The organism is Streptomyces durocortorensis (assembly GCF_031760065.1).
Classification (GTDB): domain Bacteria; phylum Actinomycetota; class Actinomycetes; order Streptomycetales; family Streptomycetaceae; genus Streptomyces.
The window spans coordinates 2,782,840-2,798,361 of record NZ_CP134500.1; the positions used below are offsets into that span (position 1 = coordinate 2,782,840).

At 71.0% G+C, this 15,522-nt stretch carries 19 protein-coding genes and 1 pseudogene; 5 read left to right on the forward strand and 15 right to left on the reverse strand.

Annotated elements, in window-relative coordinates; all coding sequences use genetic code 11:
- Positions 1 to 60: 60 nt before the first annotated feature.
- Together RI138_RS12190 and RI138_RS12195 are read right to left on the reverse strand one after the other, a co-directional pair.
- On the reverse strand, positions 61 to 432 hold the full coding sequence (locus RI138_RS12190; protein ID WP_311119936.1) for a hypothetical protein: 372 nt from the start codon (positions 430 to 432) through the stop codon (positions 61 to 63).
- A gap of 136 nt (positions 433 to 568) precedes the next feature.
- Positions 569 to 1,609 (reverse strand): ArsR/SmtB family transcription factor, encoded by a 1,041-nt coding sequence (locus RI138_RS12195; protein ID WP_311119937.1) that lies wholly within the window; start codon positions 1,607 to 1,609, stop codon positions 569 to 571.
- A 212-nt stretch (positions 1,610 to 1,821) separates the two neighbouring features.
- On the opposite strand from RI138_RS12195, the gene RI138_RS12200 reads away from it, so the two are divergent.
- Together RI138_RS12200 and RI138_RS12205 are read left to right on the forward strand one after the other, a co-directional pair.
- The gene (locus RI138_RS12200) at positions 1,822 to 2,340 is read left to right on the forward strand and encodes a YbaK/EbsC family protein (RefSeq protein ID WP_311119938.1); all 519 of its coding nucleotides are present in this window, start codon (positions 1,822 to 1,824) and stop codon (positions 2,338 to 2,340) included.
- A complete protein-coding gene (locus tag RI138_RS12205; RefSeq protein WP_311119939.1) occupies positions 2,337 to 3,188 on the forward strand; it encodes a DMT family transporter in 852 nt (283 codons plus the stop codon). Before RI138_RS12200 ends, RI138_RS12205 begins: the two co-directional genes overlap by 4 nt.
- A gap of 7 nt (positions 3,189 to 3,195) precedes the next feature.
- On the opposite strand, the gene RI138_RS12210 is transcribed toward RI138_RS12205, so the two are convergent.
- Complete coding sequence (locus tag RI138_RS12210; protein ID WP_311119940.1) at positions 3,196 to 3,408, reverse strand: DUF397 domain-containing protein; 213 nt, start codon at positions 3,406 to 3,408, stop codon at positions 3,196 to 3,198.
- Complete coding sequence (locus tag RI138_RS12215; protein ID WP_311119941.1) at positions 3,405 to 4,283, reverse strand: helix-turn-helix domain-containing protein; 879 nt, start codon at positions 4,281 to 4,283, stop codon at positions 3,405 to 3,407. Before RI138_RS12215 ends, RI138_RS12210 begins: the two co-directional genes overlap by 4 nt.
- 164 nt (positions 4,284 to 4,447) lie before the next feature.
- Here RI138_RS12215 and RI138_RS12220 point away from each other — a divergent pair, with 164 nt between their 5' ends.
- Both RI138_RS12220 and RI138_RS12225 read left to right on the forward strand, forming a co-directional pair.
- Positions 4,448 to 4,885 carry an ATP-binding protein gene (locus tag RI138_RS12220; RefSeq protein ID WP_311119942.1) on the forward strand — a complete coding sequence of 146 codons (438 nt, stop codon included), beginning with the start codon at positions 4,448 to 4,450 and terminating at the stop codon, positions 4,883 to 4,885.
- A gap of 324 nt (positions 4,886 to 5,209) precedes the next feature.
- Positions 5,210 to 6,250, forward strand: coding sequence for a hypothetical protein (locus tag RI138_RS12225; protein ID WP_311119943.1), 1,041 nt, complete (start codon positions 5,210 to 5,212; stop codon positions 6,248 to 6,250).
- Between the two features lie 62 nt (positions 6,251 to 6,312).
- On the opposite strand, the gene hemC is transcribed toward RI138_RS12225, so the two are convergent.
- Complete coding sequence (hemC, locus tag RI138_RS12230; RefSeq protein WP_311119944.1) at positions 6,313 to 7,245, reverse strand: hydroxymethylbilane synthase; 933 nt, start codon at positions 7,243 to 7,245, stop codon at positions 6,313 to 6,315.
- 18 nt (positions 7,246 to 7,263) lie between these two features.
- A complete protein-coding gene (locus RI138_RS12235; RefSeq protein ID WP_311119945.1) occupies positions 7,264 to 7,494 on the reverse strand; it encodes a hypothetical protein in 231 nt (76 codons plus the stop codon).
- A gap of 530 nt (positions 7,495 to 8,024) precedes the next feature.
- Between RI138_RS12235 and RI138_RS12240 the strand changes: the two genes are divergently transcribed.
- On the forward strand, positions 8,025 to 9,470 hold the full coding sequence (locus tag RI138_RS12240) for a serine hydrolase domain-containing protein (protein WP_311119946.1): 1,446 nt from the start codon (positions 8,025 to 8,027) through the stop codon (positions 9,468 to 9,470).
- A gap of 293 nt (positions 9,471 to 9,763) precedes the next feature.
- Here RI138_RS12240 and RI138_RS12245 read toward each other — a convergent pair whose 3' ends face one another.
- The 9 genes and pseudogenes from RI138_RS12245 to cbiQ form a co-directional block, all read right to left on the reverse strand.
- Positions 9,764 to 10,153: a hypothetical protein gene (locus tag RI138_RS12245; protein WP_311119947.1), complete on the reverse strand. Its 390-nt coding sequence runs from the start codon at positions 10,151 to 10,153 to the stop codon at positions 9,764 to 9,766.
- Between the two features lie 181 nt (positions 10,154 to 10,334).
- A complete protein-coding gene (locus RI138_RS12250; protein ID WP_096627945.1) occupies positions 10,335 to 10,856 on the reverse strand; it encodes an AAA family ATPase in 522 nt (173 codons plus the stop codon).
- 77 nt (positions 10,857 to 10,933) lie between these two features.
- A pseudogene (locus tag RI138_RS12255) lies at positions 10,934 to 11,086 on the reverse strand (DNA-binding protein); the annotation flags it as partial.
- Positions 11,087 to 11,096: 10 nt separating this feature from the next.
- A complete protein-coding gene (locus tag RI138_RS12260) occupies positions 11,097 to 11,348 on the reverse strand; it encodes a CopG family transcriptional regulator (protein WP_311119948.1) in 252 nt (83 codons plus the stop codon).
- Position 11,349: 1 nt separating this feature from the next.
- Positions 11,350 to 11,850: a GNAT family N-acetyltransferase gene (locus RI138_RS12265; RefSeq protein ID WP_311119949.1), complete on the reverse strand. Its 501-nt coding sequence runs from the start codon at positions 11,848 to 11,850 to the stop codon at positions 11,350 to 11,352.
- A 42-nt stretch (positions 11,851 to 11,892) separates the two neighbouring features.
- Complete coding sequence (locus tag RI138_RS12270; RefSeq protein ID WP_311119950.1) at positions 11,893 to 12,699, reverse strand: SDR family NAD(P)-dependent oxidoreductase; 807 nt, start codon at positions 12,697 to 12,699, stop codon at positions 11,893 to 11,895.
- On the reverse strand, positions 12,696 to 13,862 hold the full coding sequence (locus RI138_RS12275) for a serine hydrolase domain-containing protein (RefSeq protein ID WP_096628017.1): 1,167 nt from the start codon (positions 13,860 to 13,862) through the stop codon (positions 12,696 to 12,698). The genes RI138_RS12270 and RI138_RS12275 overlap by 4 nt, the downstream gene beginning before the upstream one ends.
- Positions 13,863 to 13,983: 121 nt before the next feature.
- Complete coding sequence (locus tag RI138_RS12280) at positions 13,984 to 14,772, reverse strand: energy-coupling factor ABC transporter ATP-binding protein (protein WP_096627949.1); 789 nt, start codon at positions 14,770 to 14,772, stop codon at positions 13,984 to 13,986.
- Positions 14,760 to 15,521, reverse strand: a complete 762-nt coding sequence (gene cbiQ, locus RI138_RS12285) for a cobalt ECF transporter T component CbiQ (RefSeq protein WP_311119951.1) — start codon at positions 15,519 to 15,521, stop codon at positions 14,760 to 14,762. Before cbiQ ends, RI138_RS12280 begins: the two co-directional genes overlap by 13 nt.
- Position 15,522: the final 1 nt, after the last annotated feature.

A 15,522-nucleotide genomic window follows, 5' to 3' on the forward strand; every position in this document is an offset into this window, starting at 1 on the left:
CAGAAGCACCCCCGCCCCAGGTCATCCGAGTAGACCCCTGCGGACAGGGCCCCTGCGCGGCTAGGGCGCGAGCCTGATCGAGTTGATCGGGGTCAGGTCCACGTCCCAGAAGGTCCACGTGGGCATCTTCGCGCCGCAGCCGACCCCGTTGTACCCCGTGCACAGCTGGACGGTCGCGCCGCCTGTCTGGTTGTTGAACACCCGGTGGGTGCCGATCTGGTTGTTGAGGTTGTAGACGCCGTACCGGTAGTACGTCGCCTCCGGCCGGTTGCCGTTCCAGGACGCGCCCGGGTAGATGCAGACGTACCCGGACCGGCAGCCCGCGTAGGTGTCCTGGGCGTCGGCCGAACCGGCCTGGGCCCCGGCCCCGGTCGTCAGTACGGCGCCTGCCGTGAACATGAGCAGTGCCGCCGCTCGTACGAACGTGCGCATGGTGTTCCTCCCTGCGCCGGGCCTCTGGACCCGGTGCTCCCCTGTGGGACGAGTGGGCGAGTGGTGTGACGGAAGAAGCGTGGCAGCGGAACGGGTACGCGCGCCGCACCCTTTCATCGGGATGGAAGGGTCACCTTCATCGAGAGGAGACCGTCCCCGTTCCCCGGGACGAGGCCGCCCCCTCCAGCAGCTGCCGCCCCAGCGGCGAAGGGTGGTGGAGCGTGCACCGGCCCTCCTTGCGGCAGGCTGCGAGGCCCGCCTCGCGCAGGATCGCCAGCTGCTGGCTGGTGTTGGGCAGCGAGCAGCCCACCGCACGGGCCAGCTCCGACGTCGTGGCGCAGCCGCGGGCCGTCACCTCGTGGAGGAGCGCGGCGCGCGTCGGCCCCAGCAGCCGGGCGAGCGAGGCGCCGGTGGAACCGGGGGCGGCGGCCAGGACCGGCTTCTCGACCGGGTAGACCAGCGTCGGCAGCAGCGCGCCGTCGACCAGCGTGAGCGGTTTGCGCCAGCAGAAGTACGACGGCATCAGGAGCAGTCCGCGCCCGCCCAGGTGCATGTCCCGGTCGACCGGGTACGTCACCTCCAGCACGGGCGGGCTCCACCGGGCCATCGGGCGGAACGTCTCCAGCAGGGCCCGGGTGCCTCCGGCCGCCAGTTCGCGGCTCCGCCAGGCGAGGTCGGAGGCCACCGCCGCGTCGATCCACGGCCGGTACGGGGCGACGAACGCCGCGTCGTACGCGGTGAGCAGCCCGCCCAGCGCCCGCAGCGCCGCCGCGTCACCCCGGGCCAACTCCTCCCCCAGGAAGGGCCGCACCCCCGGCGCCGACTCCGCGAGCAGCGTGAGCTCCCTGCGCAGCCTGGTCCGGGGCGTCGACAGCACCCGGTCCACGCCCTGGCGCAGATCCGCGTTGCCGCCGTCGACGGCGGGCGTCAGGAAGTCGGGGAAGTAGGGGCCGAACGGCACCAGGCTGCGCAGCGCCAGCGCGACGGCGCGGTCCGCTCCGCCGCCGGTCCCGCGCAGGCGGGGGACGACGGCCCGCCGCCAGGGGCCGAACGCGACCGGGCCCTCGTCGGTCTGGAGCCGGCAGATGCTGCACACGATCTCCCAGAGCGGGTCCGGGCGCCGGGCGAGGCGGACGTACTCCAGGTCCTGGGCGGTGAAGTGGATGCGGAGCACCATTTCCCCCTTGTCATACTTTCCTGCATATGTCGCCCTATCACTGTGGCGCGGGAAGGGGAGCCGCGATCAGCGCCCGCCACTTCCGGCCAGGGAAGGACTGAGGATTGGCCGGATGACCTGGCGAAAGGGCGCGAGGGCGCACGGGAGGGGTCGCGGAACCAGCAGCCGGAACCCCCTCGCGTGCCCCCTACAACGACCGCTAGCGTGCAGCCATGAGCACACCCGAGCCCCCGGCGACCGCCCCCGCCCCCGTCACCTCCCCCGCCCACCCCCGGTTCGCCGAGGCACTGGCCGAGCTGGGCCTCCAGGTCGAGGTACGACGCTTCCCGGACGCGACCCGTACGGCGGCGGAGGCCGCCGCCGCGGTCGGCTGCGAGCTGAGCGAGATCGTCAAGTCCCTGGTCTTCGCGGCGGACGGGGTCCCGGTCCTGGTCCTGATGGACGGCTCCTCGCGGGTGGACGTCGAGCTGGTACGGCGTGAGCTGGGCGCGCAGAAGGTCGAGCGGGCCGACGCGGGCCTGGTCCGGGAGACGACCGGGTACGCCATCGGGGGCGTACCGCCCTTCGGCCACGCGACCCGGACCCGGGTACTGGCGGACCGGCGGCTACTGGACCACCCGGTGGTGTGGGCGGCGGCGGGCACCCCGCACACGGTTTTCCCGCTCGACCCGAAGACCCTGATCGCCCACGCGGGCGCGACGGTGGCGGACGTGCGCGAGTCTGCCAAGTGACCCCTCTGGTCGCGCTCGCGGTCCTCATAGCCGCAGTCACGCACGCCAGTTGGAACGCCATCGCCCACGCGATCAAGGACCAGCTGCTCTCCTTCACGCTGATCTCCGGCGGCGGCCTGCTGATCGGCGCGGCCCTCGCCCTCTTCGCCCCGTTCCCGGCGGCCGGGGCGTGGCCGTACCTCCTGGTCTCGGCCGCACTGCACGTGGCGTACATGCTGCTGCTGATGCGGTCGTTCGCGCTCGGCGACTTCGGCCAGATGTACCCGATCGCCCGGGGCACGGCCCCGCTGGTGGTGACCGTCCTGGCGGCGGTCTTCGTCGGCGAGCACCCGGACGCGTGGGCGACGGCGGGCGTCGCGGTCGCCTCGGCCGGACTGGTCGGCCTGGCCCTCTGGGGCATCCACGGCTCCGGCACCCGCCCGCACTGGCCCGCGATCGTGGCTGCCCTGGGCACGGGCCTGGCCATCGCCGGGTACACGACGGTGGACGGCGTCGGCGTCCGGGCGTCGGGCACACCGCTCGGTTACGTCGCGTGGCTGATGATCCTGGAGGGCCTGGCGATCCCGGCGTACGCCTACTACCGCCGCCGTTCCGAACTGGCCTCCCAGCTCAAACCGTTCGCCGTGCGGGGCCTGCTCGGCGCGGCCCTGTCGGTCGTCGCGTACGGCCTGGTGCTGTGGGCCCAGACCAGGGCCCCGCTCGCCCCGATCGCGGCGCTGCGGGAGTCCTCGATCATCGTGGGTGCGGCGATCGGCACGCTGTTCTTCAAGGAGCGCTTCGGGGCGCCGAGGATCGCGGCGGCGGGCCTGATGGTAGTGGGCATCGGCCTGATGCTGCACACGAGTTGAGGTCGGATCAGCGCCCTGTGGCGGCGTACGCGACGAAACCCTCCCAGGCGGCGGGGGTGACGGCGAGACGGGGGCCCTGGACGTTCTTGGAGTCGCGGACGTGGACGGCGTCGGGGGTCGTGGCCACCTCGACGCATTCATTGCTGTTGCTGCTGTCGCTGTAACTGCTCTTCAACCACGCCAGCTCGGAATCGTCTCCGGCAGAGGTCTCGCTGATCATGTCTCCCCCAGCACTTGCTCGATGAAGGCCCGCGACTCCCTCGGATTGAGAGCCTGCGCCCGGATGATGCCACACCGCAGCTCGATGATCCGGAGGTGCTTCGGGTCGGAGACCGGCCGACTGCCGAAGTCGCCCTCGGAGCGGCCCACCGCCGATCCGTCCTTGAACTTCAGCACCTGCATCTCACCGCCCATTCCGGCATGCTCGTCACGACTGGTCGGCATCACCTGAATCTCGACGTGCCGTAGCTCGCCCACCTCCAGGAGGCGTTCGAGCTGTCGACGCCACACCATTCTGCCCCCGAGGTGTCGCCGCAGCGTCACCTCTTCCTGGACAAAACTGAGTTCCGGGGCAGGCGAGCGGGCGAAGACGGACTGCCGGGCCATACGAGCGGCCACCAGCCTCTCCACCTCGTCCTGCGAGAACGCGGGCCTCCGCATCCCGAACAACGCCCGCGCGTACTCCTCGGTCTGCAAGAGGCCGTGGATGTTGTGGCTTCCGTAGGCCAGCAGCTCCACCGCCGCAGCCTCCAGCTTGGCCAGCTCCCGGATCTTCTTCGGATACCGCACCTCCGCGATGTCCGACTTCATCGCCGCGAGCTTCCCGCCCGCCCCCAGCGCCAGGTCCACCCCGTCCATGAACTCCGGGCGGGGGATGCGCCGGCCGCCCTCCACCTTGTAGATGAGGTCCTCCCCGTACCCCATCACCGACCCGAGCTCTCCCGCCCGCATCCCCGCCGCCTCACGCCACGCCCTGATCTGGCGCCCCACGGCGGCAACCACCGCCGCACCCGACTCGTCGTCCGGGTCGACGTCCCAGCCGGGCTCGTCCGCCCCGCCGTCCCCACGCTCCGTACCGTCACCAACCACGCTCATGCCAGCCCCACTTCCGACGTGCGTGCCGTTCTTCCCTCAACCCCGCCCGTTCCCCACGCGTCACGCCCGACAGCCCGGACAACACCGGACAAGCCCCGGACACTCACCGTACGCAAGGGCTCCGTCACTGGGCACGGTACGCAGAGACGGCCACGCTGAGTGACATGAACCAAGAAGTCGTGTCGCTCGCACAACACCCCGCCCCCACCCGCTCGTTCACCGTCCTGCTCTCACCCACCCGCCGGGGCGCCCGGCTCGCCCGGCTGCTCACCGTCGCCCATCTCGGCGCCTGGGGGCTCCCGTCGGAGTCGGCGGCCCACATCGTGGCCGAGCTGGCCGCGAACGCCACGGTGCACGGCCGCGTCAAGGGAAGGGACTTCCAACTCACCCTCGTCGTCAACGCGAAGACCCTACGCATCGAAGTCACCGACACCCGGGGTGACCGCCTCCCGCCCGGCCCGGGAGCCGTGAAGGCACCCGAGGGCGACGCGGAGAACGGGCGCGGGCTGCTCATCGTCGAGGCGCTGGCCGACCACTGGGGCGTCACCCCCGGGCCCGTACCGCGCAAGACGGTATGGGCCGAAATCGGCCTCGTACGGTGACGGCCTCCACCGGGTCGCGCTCGACCGCGACCCGGTACGGCGCGACCGGATCGCGCTCGACCGCGACGCGGCGAAGCGCGACATCAACTACTTAAAGAACCAGGAGAAACAACCCCACCCCACCCGCCCCGGCCTCTACCCGACGGGTCCCAGGGGCTCGTCACCCACACGGGTGAGGTTTGCCAACTCAGCTGGATTTCGAGCCGGTTGGCGGGCATATGCTCACGCCAGCACCAGCGTCAGACACCGGACATACGTCGGCCCCCGACCGGGACTGCAATCCCGAACGAGGGCCTGACCACCAAGGAAGAAGAGACCTTCCCGATGGATACCCAGCAGAATACTGCGCTCATGCGCGCCCTGGCAGAGGTTCCCGGACCTCTCCCGGCCCGTGGCGTGATCCACATCGCCATCCCGCACACCGAGCGCTTCACGGTCGTCGGCAACCACCTCGCCCAGCACACCGCCCTCAGCGCCACCGCCCTGGGCGTCGCCGTACGCATCCAGTCGCTGCCCCGAGGTACCGAGGTCGGCGTCAAGGCCCTCGCCTCCCGCTTCCCCGAAGGCGAAAAACTCATCGCCGCCGCCCTGCGCGAACTGGAAGCCCACGGCTACCTCCAACGCACCGTCGTCCGCCTCCCGAACGGCCGAATCGCCACCCGCACGGTTTACTGCAACCACCCCGAAGCACTGCTGCACCCCCGAGCGGCACCCACGCCACAACTGCCGCCCGCCTCCCGGCAGCCCCGGACACAGGCGCAGCAGGCACAGGCACCTGTGCCTGTGCCTGTGCCTGATCCCGCGCCGACCGCACTACCAGACCCTGCGCCGACTCCTCTGCCGGTGCCGGGCCCTCTGTCAGCTCCTCTGCCGGTGCCGGAACCCCCCACCCAGCCCGCCACCGAACCCACCGCACGCCTCGTACCGCCACCGACCGCACCCAAAGCCCCGCCCCGCCCCCTCCCCCGGCCCCGCGAACTCACCCCCGAACTCCGCCGGACTGCCGCCGCGCTCCTCACCGACCTACGACGACACACGCACGAACTGACGCTCACCGAGGACGCAGTCGAACGCCTCACCCCCGCCATGGCCGCCTGGCTGGAACGCGAAGCGCACCCCGACGCCATCCGCCACGCCCTGACGACCGACCTCCCGCAACCCGTCAACCACCCGGCGCAGTTCGTCAGACACCGCCTCACCGCGCTCCTGCCACCACCCCTCCCCGGCGCCCAGGAGACCACCCCCGTACGTGCCGCCCTCATCATCCCCATGCAGAACTGCGACGGCTGCGAACGCGGCTTCCGCGCCCGCACCCCCGGCCTCTGCCGCGCATGCAGAACCAACCACGAACAGACCGCCGCCTGAACCCGTCGCTCGGCCGCGGGCACTACGTGGCACCCGGCACATCGCGGGCGGCAGGCGGTCCGTCAGTGGGCGATGCCGTCGATCAGCTCCCTGGCCCCCTGCCGCAGCAGGCTGACCGCGACGGACGTGCCCAGGGTGGCCGGGTCGAGCGCTCCGGCCCATTCGTGGGCGTTGAGGACGGTCTTGCCGTCCGGGGTGAAGACCTTGGCCCGCAGCGACAGATCGCCGTTCCGTTCCACCTGGGCGTAACCGGCGATGGGGCTGTTGCAGTGCCCCTGAAGCACGTGCAGGAACATCCGCTCGGCGGTCGTCTCGCGGTGGGCCGCCGGGTCGCCGAGCCCGCTCACGGCGTCGATGAGGTCGGTGTCACCCTCCCGGCACTGGAGGGCCAGCACTCCGGCACCGATCGGCGGGCACATTACCTCGGGCGACAGGATCTCGGTGATCACGTCGGACCGGCCGATACGCTCCAGCCCGGACGCTGCCAGCAGCAGCGCGTCGGCCTCGCCTGCGGCAAGCTTCTCGAGGCGCCGGTTGGCGTTGCCGCGCATCGGTACGCAGAAGAGGTGGGGGTGGGATGCGGCGAGCTGGGCGGCACGGCGGACGGACGACGTCCCCATACGCGTCCCGGCGGGAAGCTCGTCGAGGCGCAGGCCGCCGGGGTGGATCAGTGCGTCACGGATGTCGTCGCGCCGGAGAAAAGCAGCGAAGACCGTACCCGCAGGCAGGGGCCTGTCCGCCGGGATGTCCTTGACGCAGTGCACCGCCAGGTCGGCTTCCCCGGCCAGGAGAGCGGCGTCCACCTCTTTGGTGAACGCGCCCTTGCCCTCCACCGCGCTGAGGTCGCCCATCCACTTGTCGCCCGTCGTCTTGACCGGGACGACCTCCGTACGGGTGCCGGGGTGGAGTACGGCCAGCTCGGCACGGACGCGCTCCACCTGGGCGAGTGCCATGGGCGAGTCGCGGGACACAATGCGGATCAGATCAGCGGACATGCCGTTCACGATAGTCCGTCAGATACGGGTTCCGACCAGAAGCCCCGACGCCCATGTCGCGCGCTTCCCAAGCAAGTTGGAGCGTTCGCTCAGACGTGCGAGAAAGTCGTCGACGCGGGTCTGGTGATCGCTGGGCCACGTGGGCTGCGGCAACAGATCGTCTACGACGTAGAGGCCGCCCGGCTCCAGCAGTTCGAGCAGATCGTCCAGCCGGAGAGACTTTTCAATCGACGACGGGTAGACAAGCACGCGAAGCTCCTGGTGGGGCACGGTGGATCTTGGTCGTGACACCTCCTACCAGAAGCTTCATCGCGTTGCAGAGTCACCCAACTGACGGATATCGCCGACAGGTTGGAATCAGCTCAGTGACGGCGGCCAGTTCAGATTCCCCACGTACGGCCAGTTGAAATGTCACTCTGTGTCGCGTGTCGCGGGGACTGCGCTTGTGGCTGCGTATAGCGAGAATCGGAGGCCGCTCATGCTGCAGCCGACGTCGTGCTCGGTCTTGACCTTCCTGGTTCCTAATAAAGCTCGGCATCCGGGACCGGCCAACCCCCTGCGCACTGGTCAGCACCTCCACGATGCGGCCAGGCGCTCTGACATGCTGCGGCGCCAGTTTGGCGAAGGCCGTGGACAGCGGCGCGTGGCTGCGGCTGCGGTTCACCGGCGTTCTCGGCCCCCGCGTGCCGACGGCCACGCAGCTGTTCCATCTGCCACGGCAAACGATCATTATTGACCGACCGCTTTCCACATGTACGGAGGACGCTTTGCCGAGCGATGTGAGCTGGGATTCAGAGGGCAACTGGACAGCGAAGGGGGGGTGGGGGACGGCGGCTTCGGACGGAGGCGGCTTCTCTCTCGACCGCTGGCAGGCGCGGCTGGATGAGCTGCGCGATGCCCACCACGTGCCGGGCGCGACCCTTGCCGTACTCAAGGACGGCGAAGTTCATGAGCTGGCCAGCGGGGTGCTGCACCGTGGCACCGGTGTGGAGGCGACGACCGACTCGGTGTTCCTGTCCGGGTCGGTCGCCAAGGTCTACACCGCCACGCTGGTGATGCAGCTCGTCGACTCCGGCGACCTGGACCTCGACGCACCCGTCGTGGACATCGTGCCGGAGTTCGCCACCCCGGACGCGGAAGCCACCAAGGCGATCACCGTGCGCCAACTGCTCAGCCATACCGGCGGATTGACCTGCGACTTCACCTTCGACTCCGGGCGGGGCGACGACTGCCTGGCCAAGTATGTCGAGGCTGCCCAGGGCGTCGCGCTGGACTGCCCGCCCGGGGCGGCGATTTCCTACAGCAGCCTCGGCTACGTCGTGCTCGGCCGCATCGTGGAGGTGTTGACCGGCCAGACCTGGGACGAGGCCCTGCGGGACCGGCTCCTTGCCCCACTCGACCTCGAACACACCATGACGCTGCCCGAAGAGGCGCTGCGGTTCCGGGTCGCCATGAGCCACCTGGGAGAGCCCGGCACCTACCCTGACCCGGCTCCCGTGTGGGACCTCATGCCGCGCTCGGCGGGACCGTACGGCCGCGTCATCTACTCCGCGGGCGACGCCGTCCGATTCGCCCAGATGCATCTGAACGGCGGCACCGCCCCGGACGGTACCCGCGTGCTGTCGGCCGAGTCCGTCGCGGCGATGCAGACCCCCGAGGTCGACTGCCCGGACAAGTGGACCGTCAGCGCCGACGGATGGGGCCTGGGCTGGACGCTGTACGACTGGGACGGCATATCCGGCTACGGCCACGACGGCTCAGCCGTCGCACAGCACTCCTACCTGCGCGTCGTCCCGCAGGCGGGCGTCGCCATCGCACTACTCACCAACGGCGGCGACGCCCGCGCGCTCTACTCGGACCTGCTGCGGGAACTGTTGGCCGAGCTGGCCAGCGTGCGCATGCCGGACGACTTCGCACCGGCCGCACAGCCCCCCACCGTCGACATGACACCACTGGTCGGCACCTACAAGCGCGAAGGCGTCCTGCTGACCGTCAGCCAGAAGGACGACGGCAGCGCGCACCTGCTGTACGAGTTCGTCGACGGCATGAAGGACATGTCCCCGCCCCTCGACATCGAGCTCGTACCGGTCACCGAGTCGGTCTTCGCCGGCACGGGCGCCGGGCCGTCGTTCAGCGAGGGCTACATGCCGGTGGTCTTCTCCATCCTCACCGACGGCACCAGGTGCGTCTACGTCGGCATGCGCGCCACACCGAAGACCATATGACGCCATAACCGTCCAGGCCCCGCCACCCGCAACGGACCGCCGAGCCTTACCGACCCTGCGGGTCGGTTCCAGGATCCGACGCGGAACCGGCGGGGCCATTCGCCACACGGTCAAATGCACTCGGAGCGGTGGCCAGCAGGACTGCTGCGCCTGGCTTCGCCCGCCACCTTGCACTACCCGAGCAGCAACTCAGTGTGACCATCGGTGGCCAGATGACTCCCCATCAAGTGGCCGCCAACGGGGAATCTCAACTGGCCACTGACAAGTGAGCACGTGGTCCAACTCATTCGGCATCACACCAACAGTCGCCCCCGCGGCCATCGTCCTTCCAGCGAAGGATGTCGGAGTAGGCAGGGAATCTTGATCACATTTCCCTGAGCGGCACTGCCTGCCCGCTGTTTCACTCTGCGACGGAACAACCACGCCGTCAGTCCTGCCGCTGCCACGACAACCACCAGTTCGATCACTGCAGCATTCAAGCAGCGCAGAACCTGAGTGCCCAGTCCTTCCCACGCCCGCCATTCCAGCGGGTTCACTTCCAGTCGACCTTCAGAATCTGCGAACCCGCTGGTTTCGGTATAGCCGTCGAGCCAGGCGTCAGCATCTGCCGTCACGAAGGACACGCGGGTGTCATGACCCAGATGCGCGGCGGCGACGGCCTGGCGCCCGGGGTCCGTCTCCATGGGTTGACGCCGTCCGGACCGACGGCGGGTAGAGGCCGTCCGGTGAGTGTGGTCATGCGCTCAGTAGATACCGACAGCACGTCGGCAAAATAGGGCGTGCGGGGTCAGATCAAGGAGCGCGTCCAGCGCACGACCACTCCTCCCGAATCAGTCGGCAGCCACCCGTCGCCCCCTCCCCGCCTCACCCCTTGACCGCCTCCACGATCCGTTCCGCGACCTGGGCGGGCGTGAGGTGTGTGGTGTCGATGACCTCGGCCTCGGCGTGCAGCCAGGTACGGGCGGCCTCGGCGTAGGGCTCCAGATGGGCGAAGCGGAACGGGGAGGGGCCGAGGTCCGTGTCGCCCTCGATGCGGCCGCGCAGGGTGTCCTGGTCGGCGTGGAGGACGAAGTGGCGGACCGGAATGCGGTGTTCGGCGAGGCCCGCGCTGATCTCGCGCCAGTACGGCTCGACCAGCACCGTCATGGGCATCACCAGGATGCCGCCCGTGTAGTCGAGTACGCGGCGGGCGGTCTCGACCACCAGCTGCCGCCAGGGCGGCCAGTGCTGGAAGTTGTCCGTACGGGACAGGACCGGCGTGATGTCCATGAGTGTCTCGCCGACCTTCTCGGCGTCGAACACCCGTGAATCCGGGAGCATTTGCCGCACGAGTGCGGCGGTCGTCGTCTTTCCCGCGCCGTGGGTGCCGTTGAGCCACACAATCATGGGCCCAAACCTAACGGCCGGGTCTCCCGGCGGGCGAGCGGCTTCTCCGGGAGGCACAGGTACGGAGGCTGGTGGTGTCAGACCTTGATCACGGTGACCCGCCCGCCGCACAGCGCGGTGAGGTCCTCGGGGTCGGAGGTGAGTACGGTGACGGGGCCAGGTGCTACGAGAGCTGTGGCGCAGAGCATGGCGTCAATGGCGCACTTGCACCCATGCAGCCCGGCATCGGCGCCGACCGTGTCACGCGGCGCTCTGGGCGTCGGCCTGCTGCTCACGGGCCCGTTGCAGCTGATCGCGCCTGGCCTGGATCTCTTCCTCACCGATCGGACCGTGATCGGCCTCGGCCACGGCGATGAGCTCGTTCAGATCGTCCCGCTCGATCTGGCGGGCGACAGCCGCCGCGACGTAGGCGGAAAGGCCGCTACGTTGCCGAGCGGCTTCCGCGATACCGCGCGGCAGCGTGATCGAGTACTTGCCGGTGGCATCACTCATGCTACCTATCCTCCTGCACATCCCCCGAGGGGTGGTTCATCCACTCCGCGACCACCTCCCCGTCCTCCTCCACCCCCGTCAGGCGGAAGCCGAGCGCGGTGTACAAGCGGGCGGCGGCCTCGTTGGCCGGGGCGTAGGAGAGGCGGACCGCCGTGCGGCCGGGGCGGGCGGACAGCCAGGTCGCCAGGGTGCGTACGGCGGCTGCGCCGATGCCCCGGCCCTGGTGGGAGGCGTCGATCAGCACGCCGCCGATCCAGTACGAACCGTCCTCGTCCCGCCCCCACATGATGTGCCCGGCCACCTCGTCACCGGCCAGGACCGCCAAGGAGTGCCAGGTGTCCTCGCGGGCCGTCAGCACCAGGTAGCGGGCCGCCAGGGCAGGGACCCAGTCGCGCTGGTCGTCGCGGGGTGCGCAGTCGGCGACCGCCCGCCAGTTGTCCCCGTCGACCTCGTGGAGGGTGACGGGACGGCCCGCCCTGTCGGTGTGTTCGTACGTGATCATGCGGAGAGGGTAGGAGCGGCGGGTGGCGCCCCGCCAGGGGTTTTACTCCCGCCCCGACATCGCCTGGCGGAACCCCGTGTTCACCGCCAGGATTCCGCCGTCCACCCGCAGTGTCGTCCCCGTGATCCACGACGCGTCGGACGAGGCGAGGAAGGCGACGGCGGACGCGATGTCCTCGGGGGTGCCGACCCGGCCGAGGGGGTAGAGGGCGGCGGCACGCTCCAGTTCGGCGTCGCGGCCCGACCAGGCGGCCGTGCGGATCGTGCCGGGGGCCACCAGGTTGACCCGTACGCCGCGCGGGCCCGCGTGGCCCGCCAGCGTACGGGTCAGGCTGGCCAGGCCCGCCTTGGCCGCGCTGTACGCGTGGCCGCCGAAGTCCTGTTCGCCGTTGACCGAGCCGATGGTGACGATCGCGCCCCGGCCCGAGGCCACCAGGTGCGGCAGGGCGGCGCGGGCGCAGCGGAAGGGGCCGGAGAGGGTGATGTCCAGGTCGCGGTCCCACTCCTCGTCCGTCTCGTCCTCGAAGAGACTCGCGTCCTCGCTCGCCGCGTACGCGTTGTTGACGAGGACGTCGAGGCGGCCGAAGGTCGCGGCCGCGCGGGCGACCGCCGCCTCCACCGCTGTCCGGTCCGCCACGTCGCAGGCCAGGGAGTCGGCCGTGCCGCCCGCCTCGCGTATCGCCGCCGCCGTGTCCGAGGCGCGCTCGGCGTCCAGGTCGGTGACGAGGACCGAGGCGCCTTCCGCCGCCAGGCGGTGGGCCGTTGCCGCGCCGATGCCCTGGCCGGCGGCGGTGATCAGGACGCTGTAACCGTCGAAGCGGGCCCTTGCCCCACGCGTTGCAGGTGTCATAGCGCCGACCGTACTGCCCTGACCAGTGCCTGGGCACGGGGGTCCGCGGTGACTCCCTTCTGGAGGCCGTTGGTCACATAGCCGAGTGCGATGCCGGATTCGGGGTCGGCGAAGCCCAGCGAACCGCCCCGGCCCGGGTGGCCGAAGGAGCCGGGGCCCAGCAGGGGCGCCGCCGGGCCGTGCAGCATGTAGCCCAGGCCGAAGCGGGTGTTGACCACCAGGACCCGGTCGGGGCCCGCCGACTCCTCCGTGCGGGCCAGCGTCAGGGTCGCGGGGGCGAACAGGCGGCGGTGGCCGTCGACCGGACCGATCATCGCGGCGTAGCAGCGGGCCAGGCCCCGGGCGGTCGCGATGCCGCCCGAGGCGGGGAGTTCGGCCGTACGGTAGGCCGCGTCGTTCTCGTCGGGGAACGGGTCGATCGCGCCGAACGCCCGCCGGGTGAGCGATTCCGGGTCGCGGTAGGCCTCGACCACCGAGCGTTTGGGGCGTACGCGCAGGGCGCCGGAGGCCGCGGTGGGGGCCGGGGGCTCCACGGAACCGATGCGGCCGATGCGGTGGGCCTCGTCGGCGGGGAGTCCGAACCAGAAGTCCAGGCCGAGCGGGCGCGCGATCTCCTCCGCGATCCAGCGGCCGATGGTACGGCCGGTGGCGCGGCGGACCAGTTCGCCGATCAGCCAGCTGTAGGTCTGGGCGTGGTAGCCGTGGTCGGTGCCCGGCTCCCAGTACGGGCTCTGGGCCGCGACGGCCGCCGGGCCGGAGAGCCCGTCGGCGGCCTCGGCGGGGGTGAGGGTGCGGTCCAGGGCGGGCACCCCGGCCCGGTGGGCCAGGAGGTCGCGGACCAGGACGCGTTCCTTGCCGTTCGCCTTGAACTCCGGCCAGTACGTGGAGACCGGGGCGTCCAGGTCGACCTGTCCGCGCTGGTGGAGCAGGAGGGGGACGGCGGCGGCGATGCCCTTGCCCGCCGAGCGCACGATCTGGACGGTGTCGACCGCCCAGGGCTCGGTGCCGTCCACGTCTCTCGTACCGGCCCACAGGTCCACGACCTTGCGCCCGTCCCGGTAGACGGCGACGGCCGCGCCGCGCTCCCCCCGCTGCTCGAAGTTGCGGGCGAACGCGTCCGCGACCGCTTCGAACCCGGGCGCCACCGTGCCCCGTACGTCCACGTCCACGCCTGCTCCCGTACCCGCCGATGTGCCCGCGCCCTCGCTCATCCCCCCATGGTGCACGGCCGGGCGGGCACGGCGGGGCCCGGGGCGTCGGCCCCTTCGGTCCGTCACGGTCTGTTCACGGAGACGGCACGGTCACGGAACGCGGGTCGAAGCCGAACGGGAGCTCCAGCCGGTGCGCACGCATCAACTCCGCGTCGCAGAGGAGGTCCTGTGTACGGCCGTCGGCGGCGATGACGCCCTCGCTGAGGACGACCGCGCGCGGGCAGAGCTCCAGGGCGTACGGCAGGTCGTGGGTGACCATGAGCACGGTGACGTCCAAGGAGCGCAGGATGTCGGCCAGTTCGCGGCGGGAGGCCGGGTCCAGGTTGGACGAGGGCTCGTCCAGGACGAGGATCTCCGGCTCCATCGCGAGGACGGTGGCCACGGCGACGCGGCGGCGCTGCCCGAAGGAGAGGTGGTGCGGCGGGCGGCCCGCGTACTCGTCCATGCCGACCTGCTTCAGGGCCCGCACGACCCGCTCCTCCAGCTCGGGGCCGCGCAGTCCGGCGGAGGCGGGCCCGAAGGCGACGTCCTCGCGGACGGTGGGCATGAACAGCTGGTCGTCCGGGTCCTGGAAGACGAGGCCGACCCGGCGGCGGATCTCGGCCAGATGCCGTTCGGCGACGGGGAGCCCGGCGACCCGGACCGTGCCGGAGCCCGCCTCCAGGATGCCGTTGAGGTGCAGGACGAGGGTGGTCTTGCCGGCGCCGTTGGGGCCGAGGACCGCGACGCGTTCGCCGCGCGCGACGGTGAGGTTCACCCCGAACAGGGCCTGGTGGCCGTCGGGGTAGGCGTAGGCGAGGCCGCTGACGTCGAGCGAGAGCGGCGGCTCCTGGGCTGCGGAGGATGACGTCACAGGGTCCATCCCAGCAGACAGACCGCGAGGGCGAGTAGAGGAAGGGCCGCCGCGTACGCCCACTGGGTGCGGGTGGCCGTCGCCTGGTCGATGACCGGCATCGTGCCCCGGTAGCCCCGGCTGACCATCGCGAGGTGGACGCGCTCGCCGCGCTCGTACGAGCGGATGAACAGGGCGCCCGCCGAGGCGGCCAGCACCCGCCACTGGCGCACCCCGCGTGCCTCGAAGCCCCGGGAGCGGCGGGCGATCGACATGCGCCGCATCTCGTCGGTGATGACGTCCCCGTACCGGATCATGAACGAGGCGATCTGGACGAGCAGCGGGGGCAGCTTCAGGCGCTGGAGGCCGAGGAGCACGGAGCGCAGTTCGGTGGTGGCGGCCAGGATCACCGAGGCGGCGACGCCGAGGGTGGCCTTGGCGAGCACGTTCCAGGCGCCCCAGAGGCCGGGAACGCTGACCGGGACGCCGAGGATCTCGGTCTGCTCGCCGGGCACCACGAACGGCATGAGCAGCGCGAACGCGACGAACGGCACCTCGATGACGAGCCGTTTCAGCAGGAAGGCGGCGGGAATGCGGGCCAGGGCGGCGACGGCGGCCAGCAGCGCCGCGTACAGGCCGAAGGCCCACATCGCCTCGCGCGGGGTGGAGACGACGACGAGCACGAAGCCGAAGACGGCGGCCAGCTTGCAGTGCGGGGGCAGCCGGTGGACCGGCGAGTGTCCGTGCCGGTAGAGCTTGTGGGCGTGGCCCGATCCCATG

What these genes read in the sequence shown, in the direction of transcription:
- RI138_RS12220 (WP_311119942.1), top strand. Translation starts at nt 4,448, where the DNA reads ATGAACCAAGAAGTCGTGTCGCTCGCACAACACCCCGCCCCCACCCGC.
- hemC (WP_311119944.1), bottom strand. Translation starts at nt 7,245, where the DNA reads ATGTCCGCTGATCTGATCCGCATTGTGTCCCGCGACTCGCCCATGGCA.
- RI138_RS12265 (WP_311119949.1), bottom strand. Translation starts at nt 11,850, where the DNA reads ATGATCACGTACGAACACACCGACAGGGCGGGCCGTCCCGTCACCCTC.
- RI138_RS12195 (WP_311119937.1), bottom strand. Translation starts at nt 1,609, where the DNA reads ATGGTGCTCCGCATCCACTTCACCGCCCAGGACCTGGAGTACGTCCGC.
- RI138_RS12260 (WP_311119948.1), bottom strand. Translation starts at nt 11,348, where the DNA reads ATGAGTGATGCCACCGGCAAGTACTCGATCACGCTGCCGCGCGGTATC.
- RI138_RS12250 (WP_096627945.1), bottom strand. Translation starts at nt 10,856, where the DNA reads ATGATTGTGTGGCTCAACGGCACCCACGGCGCGGGAAAGACGACGACC.
- RI138_RS12210 (WP_311119940.1), bottom strand. Translation starts at nt 3,408, where the DNA reads ATGATCAGCGAGACCTCTGCCGGAGACGATTCCGAGCTGGCGTGGTTG.
- cbiQ (WP_311119951.1), bottom strand. Translation starts at nt 15,521, where the DNA reads ATGGGATCGGGCCACGCCCACAAGCTCTACCGGCACGGACACTCGCCG.
- RI138_RS12200 (WP_311119938.1), top strand. Translation starts at nt 1,822, where the DNA reads ATGAGCACACCCGAGCCCCCGGCGACCGCCCCCGCCCCCGTCACCTCC.
- RI138_RS12190 (WP_311119936.1), bottom strand. Translation starts at nt 432, where the DNA reads ATGCGCACGTTCGTACGAGCGGCGGCACTGCTCATGTTCACGGCAGGC.
- RI138_RS12245 (WP_311119947.1), bottom strand. Translation starts at nt 10,153, where the DNA reads ATGGAGACGGACCCCGGGCGCCAGGCCGTCGCCGCCGCGCATCTGGGT.
- RI138_RS12215 (WP_311119941.1), bottom strand. Translation starts at nt 4,283, where the DNA reads ATGAGCGTGGTTGGTGACGGTACGGAGCGTGGGGACGGCGGGGCGGAC.
- RI138_RS12225 (WP_311119943.1), top strand. Translation starts at nt 5,210, where the DNA reads ATGGATACCCAGCAGAATACTGCGCTCATGCGCGCCCTGGCAGAGGTT.
- RI138_RS12270 (WP_311119950.1), bottom strand. Translation starts at nt 12,699, where the DNA reads ATGACACCTGCAACGCGTGGGGCAAGGGCCCGCTTCGACGGTTACAGC.
- RI138_RS12280 (WP_096627949.1), bottom strand. Translation starts at nt 14,772, where the DNA reads ATGGACCCTGTGACGTCATCCTCCGCAGCCCAGGAGCCGCCGCTCTCG.